The sequence below is a fragment of the Bradyrhizobium sp. Leo114 genome (genome assembly GCF_055229415.2).
In genome coordinates, this window is the sequence record NZ_JBUYEN020000005.1 from 103,946 (window position 1) to 117,137 (window position 13,192).

The window sequence follows — 13,192 nt, forward strand, 5'->3', positions numbered from 1 at the left end:
TTTCATTCCGGGATGCGCCGCAAGGCGCAGGCCCGGAATCCATACTCATGATGGTGGTTATGGATTCCGGGCTCGCGCTTCGCGCGCCCCGGAATGACGGTGTAAACTACGCAAACATCGCCCGCGGCCCGACGTCGCGCGGCAGCAGGCCTTCCTCGATCGCCTTGATCTGCAGCGCCAGATGCTTCGAGCCGATCCGGCATTGCGCCAGTCCGCCGGCGATCAGCCAGAGGCCCGCCTGGTGCGTGCGGGTGTACATGTTGCGGAGCTCCTGCTCCTCGCCAAAGCCCCAGATCGTACCGACGCGGTCGGCGACGTCGGCGCCGAACAGCTTCTTCACCAGTTCCTCCTGGCGCTTGTAGCCGGTCGCGAGCACCACGAGGTCGGCGGGGAGGAGTTCGCCGTTCTTCATCCTGGCGCCGGCGGCAACGAACGTCTCGATATCGGCAAACTGCTTCAGCGCGATCTCGCCTTTGACGATCAGATCGGAGCAGCCGACGTTGAAATAATAGCCGCCGCCGCGGGTGAGATATTTGAACTGCCAGCCGGTGTTGTCCTCGCCGTAGTCGAGCTTGAAGCCGACGCGCTTAAGGCCCTCGAGCAGGTCCTTGTCGAGCGCTTTCGATTTCTCGGTCACCATCGCGTGGCTCTTGCGCCCCAGCTTGAGCGGCATCGACATCGCGATCAGGTCGTTGTCGTCGAGCGTTCCCTCATTGTAGGGCGCGTAGACGAGCTGCGCCGACGGCTCGATGCTGACCACCAGCGTCGGGCTGCGCTGCACCAGCGTCACGTCGGCGCCGCTGGAATAGAGGTCCTGGGCGATGTCGTGGCCACTGTTGCCGGTGCCGATGACGATGGCGCGCCTGCCCTTCCAGTTCTCGCCGTCGTCATAGCCGCTGGAATGCAGGACCTTACCGGAAAAATCCTTCAGGCCGGGGATATCAGGCACGCTCGGAATCCCGCTGACACCGGTGGCCAGCACCACATGGCGCGGATGCATCTGGCGTTTCGAGCCATCGGCGCCGCGCAGCGTCACCGTCCAGCGGCCTTCGTTCGCGTCGTAGTGCCCGCCCTCGAACTCGGTGCTGGTCCAGAAGTTCAGCTCCATGGCGTCGACATAGGCTTCGAACCAGTTGGCAAGCTTGTCCTTCGGGATATAGGTCGGCCAGTTCGGCGGAAAGTGCATATAGGGCAGGTGGTTGACCTGCACCTGGTTGTGCAAGGTCAGCGCGTGATAGCGCTTGCGCCAATTGTCGCCGATGCGCTCCTCGCGGTCGACGATCAGCGTATCCACCTGCAACTGCTTCAGCCGTGCCGCGATGCAAAGCCCGCTCTGGCCGCCGCCGACCACGAGCACGGTCGGATCGCGGTCGGCATAGTCGGTCGACGCCTTGCGGAGGTCGAGCCAGTTCGGCCCGCGGAAGTCACGCGAATAGGCGTTGCCACGGGGGCGGTTGACGCCGAGCTGCTCCTCAAAGCCCTTGAGCTCGCCGAGCTCGGTCAGCAGCGTCCAGGCCTTGAGCGCGTTGCCGTCGGTAGGGTCAGGGATCAGGCGGACGATGCCGCTGCCGCGGCCATCAGCGGTCTCGAACTTGAACATCGCCTCGATCGCATTGGTGCCGGCCCGCATCACCTTGCGCGGGGCGCGGCGGTCGGGATCGATCACAAGGCGGCGTGGTGCCGCGCGGCCCGCATGCCGCTTCAACTCGGCAATGATGGCGTCCGCGCCGTCGATGGTCTGGATGTTCCAGCTCAGCGCCAGTATATCGCGCCAGAAACTATCGGGGAGAAAAAGGAAATTGAGCGCGCCGTCGCCGGGCTTGCGAAGTGCGTCCTCGAATCGCGCGAGCCAAGTGTCGGCGGCCACCGAGATGTCGTCGGTCTTGTCGAGCATGAGCGTTTCCCATCACGGCCGTCTCCGCGGCGTGTTCCCTTGCAGCCTATACCTATTCGGGAGGCCGCAGAAAGGTCGTGACGGGATGTCGGCTATTCCCAGAGCGAGAGAATAAGCCCCAGTTCCGGCGGCACGCGGCCGCTCAGGGTGTCGAGATAGGCTGCTTGCACCGCTGCGGGACCACGGCCTTCGCTCACCTTGAGCCATTGCTCAAGCTTCGGCGCGAAGCCGGCCCATGCGGGGCCCAGGCGCGCCTCGATTCCGCCCGGTCCCCACTCCTTGGCACGTCTACGGATCTGCTCGGGCGCCGAGAACCAGCTCGGCTTGGCGCCCGGCAACTCCGGCTCGCTCTCGGAGGAGAGTCGATGCGTCAGTCCGACGCGCCCGGAATATTTCATCTGCGCGCCGAAGTGCCGGTGCAGCACCTCGCACAAGCCGCTGTTGCCGGCCATGTCGACGAACGCCGCCGGCCGATCGGCAGCCAGCGACGCGACGCGATCATAGGTGATGACCTCGTCGTAGCAGCCGAGCAATGTCACGAAGTTGGTATTTGCCCCCGACGTCAGGCCGATCACCTTGATGCCTCTGGAGTGCAAGAGATGCGCGAGCCCGAAGGCGGTCTTGCTGGAGGCGGAGGAGAGCATCACGCTTTCCGCGCCGAAAAACCCGTTCTCGGCGAGGAAGTCGTCGACCAGGAACGACAGCATGAACAATGGCCGCAGCAAGGCCTGGTAGTCGCCCTGCCGTCCGGCAAAGGCCGGATTGCCGCTCACACGTGCATAGGCATTGTAGACCGGCGCCACGCCCTGCCGATGTGCGGCGCCGTCGCGCAGGCCGCGCTTGCTGACTTCGGCGGCCTCGATCACAAGGTGCGTCGCCATCGGGAAATACCCGAACAACCGTTCACCCTCGGCAACGTTCGGATGGCGGGAGGCGATGACCTCGCCAAATCCCCACACCGGAATGTTGCCGAACCCATCCGGTGCAGGAAAGAGCTGCCAGTATTTCAGCTCGTCGCCGAGCACCGCATAGGTGATGTTGTTGGCGGTCAGCGCAAAGCGCGTCACCTTGACCAGCAATGTCTCGCTTGGAAGCACGGCGGCATCGGGCACCGTCTGCTCGATGAACTTGCATTGCTTGAGATCGTTGCGGGCGACGACGAAGTCGGTCGATGTCATGGCGGCGGCTCCGGCTCGTGACGTGCCGCCATCTTTGCGTCGGGCGATGGACGTTTTGCAACGGCAACATAGTTTAAAACGCTGTTCGCTTCCGGCGGCTGCGATGAAGCGGACGCCGGCCTGACAAGCCGTTTGAAATTGTGGACCCGAGGAAGACACGGGGCCACCTTTTTTGCCCTGAACGCCGTCAGCATGAACGCGACAGCAGTGCTAACGACATGAATCAGCATGCGCGTCCTCAACGTTAAGCGGAACGCGGCAGCGGAATGGCAGAAGAGAAGACGTTGTCGGGATCGTAGCGATGCTTGATCTCCATCAGCCGCCCGGCATTGCCGCCGTAGCTCTGTCTCGCGCGATCGAGTTCATCCTTGCCGAGAAAGTTCGGATAACCGCCGGGTAGCGCTGAGGCGAAGCGCTCGCGCGTTGAGCGCGTCCAGTGCAGGTGCCGCGGCCAGTCGCTGGCGTTGGAGCGATCCGGAAAGCTTGCCAGGATTTCGACCAGCAGGTGATCGCGACGCAGTCCGAACGCCGTCGCAGCCTCCGCGACGCGGGACGCCGCGCCGCGGAATTCGTGGGTAATGATCGCACATCCCGGCGAGACCGCGTTTTCCATCGCGTGGATGAACACGTCGATGGCGTCGCGGTCGAGCGCCGGCAGCCAGCAACTGTCCATCACGGTCTGCAATCCGCTCGCGATGTAGGGATCGAACATGCCGAGCAGGGCTGCGTAGGATTGCCGCTCGATTCCGCCCGCAAGCAGCGTTCCCAACCGCGCGAACGGCTGAAGCCCTGCTTCACCTTGTTCGGGCCGGCCGCTCCAGGTTGGAATGACCAGGACCACGATCGCGCCGCTTGGACCGACCATGAGCGTGTGCTGCACCGTCAACTCATCCGGCGCCGACGCCATCAATGCGCCGCATCGTTCGAGCACCGCGCGGGCCTCGGAAAAGGGATAGACGAGCATGCCGGAATGGACGCTCGGCAGTTCATGGACGCGATGACGCATCGCCGTCACCACGCCGAAATTGCCGCCGCCGCCACACAGCGCCCAGAACAGATCGGCGTTGCTCTCGCTGTCGGCATGCACGATGCGGCCGTCGGCCAGCACGATCTCGGCGGCGAGCATGTTGTCGATCGCCAGTCCGAAGCGTCCGATCAGCGGACCATAGCCGCCGCCGAGCGTGAGTCCGGCGATCCCGACGCTCGAAACCGATCCCGCCACCACCGCCAGCCCGTGTGGATCGGTGACAGCTATGACATCGGCGGCGCGGGCGCCGCCCGCAATCGAGGCGCTGCGGCGGTCGGCACTCAGCGCGACGCTGCGCATGCCGCACAGGTCGATCACCGCGCCGTCGCAGAGCGCGCGGCCCGCCCAGTCGTGGCCACCGCCGCGGACCGACAGTGGCAGCTCGCGCTCGCGCGCAGCCCGGATTGCATCCTGGACATCCCCAGCGGTTCGGCAATGCACGACCGCACCGGGCGCGATGCCGACCTGCTTGGCCCAGATACTGGTCGCCGCCGCATAGCGATCATCGCCGGGCAATGACACCAGCCCGGGCAAGTCCTCGCTCAGGCCGCAAACGGCGGCATCGATCGTAGCAGACATGGCTTCACTCTCCTGTGATCGGCGCGAGCGGAGTGCTCGGCGTGTCTGCCGATTTACGGAGAAGCGGGCCCTGCGTTCGTGAAGATTCCTGCGGTTTTGCTGGTTCGCTCAGGTAAACTCGGAGGGCGCGACGCCGTACACGCGTCGGACCCATCGCGACAAATGGCTCTGATCTGCAAACCCGGTGTCGACAGCGATTTCAGCGAGAGCCATTCGTCCTTCGCGCATATGCCGCGCCGCCGCCTGCAGGCGGAGATGGACCACGTAGCGATACGGCGTCATGCCGACCGATCGAGTGAATACGCGCGAGAAATGGAACGAGCTGCGGCCGGCGAGTGCGGCCAGATCGGCGACCTCGATCGGCTCGGCAAGATTGATCAGCACATAGTCTCTGATCCGCTGCAGCGCGCGTTGACCGAGCCGGCCGCGAACTGGGCGTCGCGGCGTCGACGTATAGTTGGACACCAGGCGGCCGATGAAGCGGCTCGCGGCTTCGCTCCAGAACAGCGGACCATTGGGATAGCCTTGCGCACTCTCCGCGGCCAGCGACTGCGCCGTCTGCTGAAGCGTTTGGTCGTACCCCGACAGCCGTTCCGGCAGCTCTGCTTCGAGCGCGTAATCTTCCGCGGCCGCAAGCGCAAGCTGGGTCGGCTTGACCGCGACCAGCAGCATATCGGCCGTGCCGTCGGCGTCGGCGGACGAGTCAATGCCGGCCGGACAGATCGCGAGCGCGCCGTGGGTCGTCTCGTGCCGAAGCTGCCGTCCGGCTATTCGGCAATCGAGCTGCAGATGGGGTGACATCTGAACGAAGACGAGGTGCTGATCCGGTGTGGCGTTGAAATGCGCCCCGCCGTCGAACAGCGCCCGGAACACCCGCACGCCGCTTTCGCCCGCCGGACCGTCCGCTTGGGACGTCGTCGGCGGGCTGCCATCCTTCTGAGCCCAGCGCACCTGACCGAACTTCGTCACGCCGATCGCGCTCCATTGGCAACGCATGAAACAACGTTGCTAGGTTGGGCGCGGATGGAGGCTGCGAAAGGGCGGCGAAGCCGTTCCTAACGCACACGTGAAAAGGCGTGAGAGCGCATTTGCCTCGGCCGCATCAAACGGCTGCGCGGAGCGTGCCTTCGCGATGCAGATCGCGCAGCTTGCGCTTGAAGATCTTGCCGGTGGCTTCGCGCGGCAGCGCGTCCATGAACTGGATGTCCTTCGGCACCTTGAAGTTGGCAAGTTTGCTGCGCAGAAAATCCTGCACGGCGGCGACCGACAGCGTCGCGCCCGGCTCGGGCTCGATGCAGGCGAACAGCCGCTCGCCATATTCGTCGTCGGCGACGCCGAACACCGCGCAGTCGCGCACGCCTTCCATGCCGATCAGCGCGTTCTCGATCTCGGCGGGATAGATGTTGACGCCGCCCGAGATCACCATGTCGCGCTTGCGGTCGCACAGGAACAGATAGCCGTCCGCATCAAGATAGCCGACGTCGCCGACGCTGACGAGGCCTTCACGCCCGGCCTCGGCGCGCGCCTTGGCATTGCCGTGATAGTCGAAATCCGGGATTGCCGTCTGCCGCATGAAGATCTCGCCGGGCTCGTTGACGTCGCATTCCGTCCCGTCGGGGCGGAAGATCTTGACGATGCCGCCTTCGATCACGCGGCCGACGGTGCCGGGCTTTGCCAGCGCCTCTGTCGCCGAATGCCAGATCGGGATCCCGGTCTCGGTGGAGCCCAGATACTCGTTCACCACCAGTCCCCACCAGTCGATCATCGCGCGCTTCACATCCTGCGGACAGGGCGCGGCGCCGTGAATGATGAAGCGCAACGAGGAGACGTCGTAGCGTCGTCTCGTTTCCTCCGGCAGCCGCAGCAGCCGCACGAACATCGTCGGCACCATGTGCATGTGGGTGACGCGGTGGCGCTCGATAAGCTGCAGCAGATCCTCGGGATCGAAGCGCGGCTCGAGCACGATGGTGCAGCCGCAGCGGAACGCCAGCATGCCGTAGCTGTGCGGCGCCGAATGATACATCGGCCCGTTCATCAGCACGATCTGGTTGTCGTTCGGCTTGACGCCGTAGGCGATCGCGCTGACGCGGGCGGCCGCGGCCTGCAGTTCGGGCGGCATCGGCTTGCGCCGCACGCCCTTGGGCTGGCCCGTGGTGCCCGAGGTGTAGAACATCGGCGAAGCGCCGATCGGGGCATCGGTCAGGGGCGCATGGGTGTCGCGCCAGCGGTCCCAGTCGGTCAGGCCGTCAGGCACCTGCGTCAGTTCAGGCGTGATGCCGTAGGCCGCGGCGATCTCGGGCGGCGTCGCCACCACCAGCAGCTTGAGCCCGGCGGGCAACCCATCGTGGATCTGCGGCAACAGGTCGGCATGACAGATCAGGACGTCCGCGCCGCTATCGGCGAGGATATAGGCGACCTCGTCGGCCTTCAGGTGCCAGTTGATCGGTACGATTGGGCTGCCGAGCGCGGCGGAGGCGGCCACCGCCTCGAACAGCGCAAAATCGTTGCGCAACATCATCGCGACCGGCTGGCCATCGCGCACGCCCAGCGCCCGCAACCCGGATGCTGCGCGGCCGATGCGCTCGTTGATCTCGCCATAGCCGATCCGGCGTTCACCGCTGATGATCATTCTCACACCCTCAATCTATCGCGACAGGCCTAGCGGTCGTCCAGGATCTCGCCGAAAGCGACCCAGCTTTTGCCGTTGAAGCGCCGCAACTGCAACTGCTGGAACGGCAGATAATCATCCGGACCGGTCGTAACGGTCATTCCCGGCAACAATAGCGGCAGCTTGACCTCGCGCAGCGACATCGCCTGGCGCAGGATGTTGTCGCGGCTGAAATCGTCCTTGCATGCCCTGAGCGCGGCCATCAGAAGTGTCGCATAGTGGTAGCCGGCGGCGTAGTTCGAATTGTTCAGATCGGCATTCGGCAGATACTGCTTCATGAACGCAAAATATTGTTTCACACCTGCGTCATCGGCCCACTGCACATCCATCGTGTCCTTTTGATTGCTCGAGGAGATCAGGCCGACTGCATTCTCCAGTCCCGCCGGCTCCAGGAACGAGATCGAGGAGGCCGAGGTCGGCACGAAGAACAGTTCGGGCTTCCAGCCGAGCTCGGCCACGCCCTTGATCGACTGCGAGGTGAATTTCCCAAGCACCACGGCGAACAGCACGTTGGCGCCGGAGGCCTTCAATGTCGCCAATTGCGAACTGATTGTCGGCGCGCTGGTCTCGTAGCTCGCCTCCGCGACGATCATGTTGGCGGCCTTTGGTCCGAGCGCGCGCTTGAAGCCGGCGACATAGTCGCGGCCGAAATCGTCGTTCTGGGAGAGGATAGCGATCCTGGCGTCGGGCTTGGCCTGCAACACATATTTGGCATAGACGACGCCCTCGGATTCGTAGGCGGCCATGCCGGGCATGGTCCAGGGAAAGTTCTTCGGGTCGGCCCATTTGGTGGCGCCGCTCAAGAGGAACAGTTGCGGGACCTTCTTGCCGTTGAGGTAGCGGTGCACGGCGCTGTTGGTCGCGGTGCCGAGCGAACCGAATATCATCTGCACCTCTTCCTGCTCGACCAGCTTGCGGGTCTGCTCGACCGTCTTGGGCGGAGAGTAGGCGTCGTCCATCGTGATGAACTTCACCTTGCGGCCGTTGATGCCGCCTTCGGCATTGACCTTGGCAAAGAAGGCTTCCTGCGTCCGCCCGATGATGCCGAAGCCGGACAGCGGACCGCTGTAGGGCAGGGTCTGCCCGATGCGGATGTCTTCCTTGTCCTCGGCGAAGGCCGTTGCGATCGCGCCCAAGGTAAACAGAACGGCCAATGCGTGCCGCAGCTTCATGGTCTCTCTCCCGATGACTAAAGATTTTTATTCTGAATTGAGGGCGCTTGATCGCGCCTTTCCCTCGCCCCGCTCTTGCGGGGAGAGGGTTGGGGTGAGGAGCTCTCTCCGCGAATACGATGACAGAGACATTCGCGGAGGCAGCCCCTCACCCGAAATTCAAGCGCAGCTTGAATTTCGACCTCTCCCCGCGAAGAGCGGGGCGAGGTGAATTCATGCGCTCGCGCGTCTCTGGAAGTCGCTGCTTGCTTCGGTGAATTCCGTCTTGAGCCGCTCCACCAGTTCGGCGACCGGCGGCGCATCCGTGATCTGGCCGATGCCCTGGCCCGAACCCCAGATGTCGCGCCACGCCTTGGCCTTCATGTTGCCGCCGGAGCCGAAGTTCATCGTCGACTTGTCGGCAACAGGCAGATTGTTCGGATCGAGACCGGCGGCCACGATCGACGGTCCGAGGTAGTTGCCGTGCACGCCGGTGAACAGGTTCGAATAGACGATGTCGTGGGCGGCATGTTCAGTCAGCGCCTGCTTGTAGCGCGGATCGGCATTGGCTTCCTGCGTGGCGATGAAGCGAGTGCCCATGTAGGCGAGGTCGGCGCCAAGCGCGAGCGCGGAGGCGATGCTCCAGCCGTCGGAGATCGCGCCCGACAGCAGGATGGTGCCCTTGAACCATTGCTTGACTTCGCGCACCAGCGCGAACGGCGACAGCGTGCCGGCATGCCCGCCGGCGCCGGCGCAGACCAGGATCAGGCCGTCGACGCCCTGCTCGGCGGCTTTCCGTGCATGCTTGACGTTGATGACGTCGTGAAACACCACGCCGCCATAGGAATGCGCGGCCTCGACGATTTCCGACGGCGGCCGCAGCGAGGTGATGATGACAGGAACCTTGTGCTTCACGCAGGTTTCCATGTCCCGCATCAGCCGGTCGTTGGAGGCATGGCAGATCTGGTTCACCGCGTAAGGCGCGACCTTCTTGTCCGGATGTCGCGCCTTGTACTCGCCGAGCTCGTCCTCGATCTGCGTCAGCCATTCGTCGAGCTTCTCGGCCGGCCTGGCGTTCAGCGCCGGAAACGAGCCGACGATACCGGCCTTGCACTGGGCGATCACGAGATCGGGCCCTGACACGATGAACAGCGGCGAGCCGACCACCGGTAGTTCGAGACTATTGGCGAGAAAAGCGGGCAGCGTCATTCCTGGGTCCTCCGGTGCCTGCGGCATCTTGATCTTGACGCTGTCAATATAGGGCTGGACGAAGCGGTGGCGCTGTTCAATATTGAACAGTCGTTTCAGCAGAAATGAACAGGCTATGCGAGGCTGCCGGATGGATTGGGACCTGTGCAAGACCTTCGTCGCCGTCGCGGACACCAGGAGTTTCGCAGGCGCCGCACGCCGCCTGCGCGCCAGCCACCCGACCATCGGCCGCAAGATCGCGGCGCTGGAGAAGCAGCTCGGCACCCGCCTGTTCGCGCGCTCCAATGACGGGTTGTCGCTGACTTCGCAGGGCCGCAAGTTTCGCGAGCATGCCGACGCCATGGCGGCCGCAGCGCTGCGCGCCGAGGCCGCGGCGTCCGCAACCGGCGAACAGGCTCGCGGCGTCGTGAAGCTGTCGATCGGTGCGACCTTGGCCGCGCACTGGCTGATGCCGCGGCTGGGCCCGTTCCTGCGCGACCACGACCATATCCAGCTCGAGATCATCACCCATCCGTTTCCGGCGAGCGTGCGCCGCCGCGAGGCCGATGTGGTGCTGCGGCCGGTCGATGCCGGCGAGGAGAACCTGATCGGGCGCAGAATAGGCCGGCTCGGCACCGGGTTCTACGCCTCGCGCGACTATGCCGCGCGGCGCAAGCTGCCGGAGCGGCGCGAGGAGTGGCGGGGTCACAGCGTGATCGGGTTTGCCGACCAGGCGTCCAACGCGCATCTGGCGCGCTGGAGCGACTTCATTACGCGGCAGGGAACGGTGGTGATGCGCTGCTCGTCGCAAGGCGACATGCTGGCCGCCGCGCGCGCCGGGCTCGGCATCTCGGCGCTGTCCTGCTTCGTCGCCGAGAGCTGCCCGGACCTGGTGCGGGTCGCGCCGCAGAAGCTCGGCAGCGTCTCCGACCTCTGGCTGCTCGCGCATCCCGACCTGATCGAACTGCCCGCCGTCCGCGCCGTGACCAGCTTCGTCACCGCCTGTGCCCGCGAAGACCGCATCAGGCTGCGCGGCTAGTGCCCCGTAGCCCGGGTGGAGCGCAGCGCAACCCGGGACATCTGCATCAACATTGACGATCGGTCCCGGGTTACGCTGCGCTTCACCCGGGCTACGGGCCTGTCCAGAGAACTTTCGCCGCCCGCCGCGCTTGTCAAAGGACATGAGGCTCACAATCATGCGCCGACGCTCTGTAAGTGTTACAGTCAACGACAAGATGCAGCGGGGGTACCGCTACGTCCTCACCGAACCTGCCGGACGCAATTTCGATCCGGAATTTCGTCCCGAACTCACGCCGAAGCAGCTGCTGGCCCTCGGCATCTTCTGCGGCAAGTACATGACGGACTGCCGCAAGGAATTCCCGGCGAGCTGGTTTGCCGGCGCCCGGCTTTCGCTTTCGAGACGCGACTGCTCGCTGAACTACTTCGGCGTCAACGCGAGCCAGCCTCTTTCGGTCTGGCGACAGAAAGGATGGATCCACCCCGACGATCCGCGCGGCTGGTTTCAGTGGTATTGCCGCTATTACATGGGCCGTCGCATATCGATGGAGGATGCGCGGCAGATCAGGCGCTGGAAAGCGATCCGGCGACATGTCGCGCAGATCAAGCGCAGTTGCGAACCCGGTGATCTGACGTGCAGGCCGCGGCAACGCCAAGCGCTGCTCCATTGGGCCTACGACAGCCGAAAACTTTGACGAAGCCCCGTAGCCCGGGTGGAGCGAAGCGCAACCCGGGGACACCAGTATCGACGTTTGCCGCCGGGCCCGGGTTACGCTTACGCTTCACCCGGGCTACGATCCTGCGCTCGTTTTCGCGCCGGCAATTACGCCCTCGCGTTTCTTCAGCACCCGATAGTAGGCCCACCACAGATGCGCCGCGGCGCCGCGCAGCGGGCGCCAGGGCTCGGCCAGCGGCGCCATCTGCTTTGCCGTCGGCCGTTCCTTCAGTCCCAGCCCGATCTTGACCGCTTCCTGCACGGCGAGGTCGCCCGCCGGCCAGGCGTCGCCGTGGCCGAGGCAGAACAACAGATAGATGTCCGCGGTCCATGGTCCGATGCCGGGCAGCGCGGTCAGCGTGTTGTGGGCGATGTCGGCGTCTTCGTTCGCGAGCACGTCGAGGTTCAGCCGCTCGGCGGCGAGCTCGCGCGCGATGTGCTTCAGTGTCTTGATCTTCGCCGCCGACAGGCCGAGCCGGCCAAGCCGGTCGGCGCGCGCCTTGCTGATCGCATCATGATGAAAGGGATCGAATGCCTTGCTGACCCGGCCCCAGATCGCCGCGGCGCTCGCGGTCGAAAGCTGCTGGCCGCAGACGATCGCGGCAAGCCCGGCAAAGCCCGGCTCGCGCTGCCGCAGCGCCGGCATGCCGGTGATCTCCAGGACTGGCCTCAGCCGCTTGTCCTGCTTCACAAGAGTTTTGATCGCGTCTTCGAGGTCCGATTGGGTTTCGAAGTGGATGAGCATGGAGGAACAGTCTCGTCGCGTCATGCGCGGGCTTGACCCGCGCATCCATCTGCTATCGATAAGAGTCCTAGAGGATGGATTGCCGGGTCAAGCCCGGCAATGACGAATTCCAATACAATGTCGCCACCCGTTTTCCGATTCGCGCCGAGCCCGAACGGTTATCTCCATCTCGGCCACGCTTTTTCGGCGTTGTTGAATTTTGACCTCGCGCGCGAGGCCGGGGGACGCTTCCTGCTGCGGATCGAGGACATCGATCCGACGCGCTGCCGGGCGGAGTTCGAGATTGCGATCTACGAGGACCTCGCCTGGCTCGGCATCGCCTGGGAGACGCCGGTGCGGCGGCAGTCGGAGCATCTTGACGCTTATCGCGAGGCGGTCGAGCGATTGACCGCCGAGGGCCTGCTCTATCCGAGCTTTGAAAGCCGCGCTGAGATCGCGCGCCTGGTCGCCGAGCGCGAGGCGGCGGGACCATGGCCGCGCGATCCGGATGGCGCGCCGCTTTATCCGGGCGCCGCGCGATCGCTGCCGGCGCCGGAGCGGCGGCGGCTGATCCAGTCGGGGGCGCCTTACGCGCTGCGGTTGAACATGGCGGCGGCTCGCGCGCGGGTGAAAGATCTGAGCTGGGCCGAACAGGGGGCGGGACCTGCCGGCGAGCACGGAACCGTCATCGCCCGGCCGGAGGGGTGGGGTGACGTCATCCTAGCGCGCAAGGAGACGCCAACCAGCTATCACCTCTCGGTCGTGATCGACGACGCCCTGCAAGGGGTGACTGACGTTATCAGGGGGCAGGACCTGTTCTGGTCCACCAGCGTGCACCGGCTGCTGCAGGCGCTGCTCGGCATCGCTTCGCCGGCCTACCGGCACCACCGGCTGATCCGCGATTCGGTCGGACAGAAGCTGTCGAAGTCGACCAAGGCAACCGCCTTGCGGGAACTGCGCGCCGGCGGTGCGACGCCCGCTGATATCCGCCGTCTGGTGGGGTTACCCTAGGTGCTTCACCTCTCCCCGATGGGGAGAGGTGGTCCTCGCG

11 protein-coding genes are annotated in these 13,192 nt (G+C 64.9%); 3 read left to right on the top strand and 8 right to left on the bottom strand.

The window, feature by feature from the left end:
• Positions 1-106: 106 nt before the first annotated feature.
• The 7 genes from ACZIRK_RS08065 to ACZIRK_RS08095 form a co-directional block, all read right to left on the bottom strand.
• Positions 107-1,894, bottom strand: coding sequence for a flavin-containing monooxygenase (locus tag ACZIRK_RS08065; protein ID WP_130229742.1), 1,788 nt, complete (start codon positions 1,892-1,894; stop codon positions 107-109).
• A gap of 92 nt (positions 1,895-1,986) precedes the next feature.
• Positions 1,987-3,072 carry a DUF2855 family protein gene (locus ACZIRK_RS08070; protein ID WP_130229743.1) on the bottom strand — a complete coding sequence of 362 codons (1,086 nt, stop codon included), beginning with the start codon at positions 3,070-3,072 and terminating at the stop codon, positions 1,987-1,989.
• Between the two features lie 244 nt (positions 3,073-3,316).
• Positions 3,317-4,678 carry an FAD-binding oxidoreductase gene (locus ACZIRK_RS08075; RefSeq protein ID WP_130229744.1) on the bottom strand — a complete coding sequence of 454 codons (1,362 nt, stop codon included), beginning with the start codon at positions 4,676-4,678 and terminating at the stop codon, positions 3,317-3,319.
• 108 nt (positions 4,679-4,786) lie between these two features.
• Positions 4,787-5,647 (bottom strand): helix-turn-helix domain-containing protein, encoded by an 861-nt coding sequence (locus tag ACZIRK_RS08080; RefSeq protein WP_165435557.1) that lies wholly within the window; start codon positions 5,645-5,647, stop codon positions 4,787-4,789.
• Between the two features lie 133 nt (positions 5,648-5,780).
• Positions 5,781-7,307 carry an acyl-CoA synthetase gene (locus ACZIRK_RS08085; protein WP_130229746.1) on the bottom strand — a complete coding sequence of 509 codons (1,527 nt, stop codon included), beginning with the start codon at positions 7,305-7,307 and terminating at the stop codon, positions 5,781-5,783.
• A 29-nt stretch (positions 7,308-7,336) separates the two neighbouring features.
• On the bottom strand, positions 7,337-8,518 hold the full coding sequence (locus ACZIRK_RS08090) for an ABC transporter substrate-binding protein (protein WP_130229747.1): 1,182 nt from the start codon (positions 8,516-8,518) through the stop codon (positions 7,337-7,339).
• Positions 8,519-8,731: 213 nt separating this feature from the next.
• Positions 8,732-9,706 carry an NAD(P)H-dependent flavin oxidoreductase gene (locus tag ACZIRK_RS08095; protein WP_130229748.1) on the bottom strand — a complete coding sequence of 325 codons (975 nt, stop codon included), beginning with the start codon at positions 9,704-9,706 and terminating at the stop codon, positions 8,732-8,734.
• Positions 9,707-9,836: 130 nt separating this feature from the next.
• On the opposite strand from ACZIRK_RS08095, the gene ACZIRK_RS08100 reads away from it, so the two are divergent.
• On the top strand, positions 9,837-10,724 hold the full coding sequence (locus ACZIRK_RS08100) for a LysR family transcriptional regulator (protein ID WP_130229749.1): 888 nt from the start codon (positions 9,837-9,839) through the stop codon (positions 10,722-10,724).
• Positions 10,725-10,881: 157 nt separating this feature from the next.
• On the top strand, positions 10,882-11,397 hold the full coding sequence (locus ACZIRK_RS08105; RefSeq protein ID WP_130229750.1) for a hypothetical protein: 516 nt from the start codon (positions 10,882-10,884) through the stop codon (positions 11,395-11,397).
• A 96-nt stretch (positions 11,398-11,493) separates the two neighbouring features.
• Here ACZIRK_RS08105 and ACZIRK_RS08110 read toward each other — a convergent pair whose 3' ends face one another.
• Positions 11,494-12,162: a DNA-3-methyladenine glycosylase family protein gene (locus ACZIRK_RS08110; RefSeq protein WP_130229751.1), complete on the bottom strand. Its 669-nt coding sequence runs from the start codon at positions 12,160-12,162 to the stop codon at positions 11,494-11,496.
• A 117-nt stretch (positions 12,163-12,279) separates the two neighbouring features.
• On the opposite strand from ACZIRK_RS08110, the gene gluQRS reads away from it, so the two are divergent.
• Positions 12,280-13,152 carry a tRNA glutamyl-Q(34) synthetase GluQRS gene (gene gluQRS, locus ACZIRK_RS08115; RefSeq protein ID WP_463327136.1) on the top strand — a complete coding sequence of 291 codons (873 nt, stop codon included), beginning with the start codon at positions 12,280-12,282 and terminating at the stop codon, positions 13,150-13,152.
• The last annotated feature ends 40 nt before the right edge of the window (positions 13,153-13,192 follow it).

Bases quoted from the DNA above. Each gene is read 5' to 3' on its own strand.
- ACZIRK_RS08065 (WP_130229742.1), bottom strand. From the start codon at position 1,894: ATGCTCGACAAGACCGACGACATCTCGGTGGCCGCCGACACTTGGCTC.
- ACZIRK_RS08085 (WP_130229746.1), bottom strand. From the start codon at position 7,307: ATGATCATCAGCGGTGAACGCCGGATCGGCTATGGCGAGATCAACGAG.
- ACZIRK_RS08095 (WP_130229748.1), bottom strand. From the start codon at position 9,706: ATGACGCTGCCCGCTTTTCTCGCCAATAGTCTCGAACTACCGGTGGTC.
- ACZIRK_RS08110 (WP_130229751.1), bottom strand. From the start codon at position 12,162: ATGCTCATCCACTTCGAAACCCAATCGGACCTCGAAGACGCGATCAAA.
- ACZIRK_RS08100 (WP_130229749.1), top strand. From the start codon at position 9,837: ATGGATTGGGACCTGTGCAAGACCTTCGTCGCCGTCGCGGACACCAGG.
- ACZIRK_RS08105 (WP_130229750.1), top strand. From the start codon at position 10,882: ATGCGCCGACGCTCTGTAAGTGTTACAGTCAACGACAAGATGCAGCGG.
- ACZIRK_RS08090 (WP_130229747.1), bottom strand. From the start codon at position 8,518: ATGAAGCTGCGGCACGCATTGGCCGTTCTGTTTACCTTGGGCGCGATC.
- ACZIRK_RS08075 (WP_130229744.1), bottom strand. From the start codon at position 4,678: ATGTCTGCTACGATCGATGCCGCCGTTTGCGGCCTGAGCGAGGACTTG.
- ACZIRK_RS08070 (WP_130229743.1), bottom strand. From the start codon at position 3,072: ATGACATCGACCGACTTCGTCGTCGCCCGCAACGATCTCAAGCAATGC.
- gluQRS (WP_463327136.1), top strand. From the start codon at position 12,280: ATGTCGCCACCCGTTTTCCGATTCGCGCCGAGCCCGAACGGTTATCTC.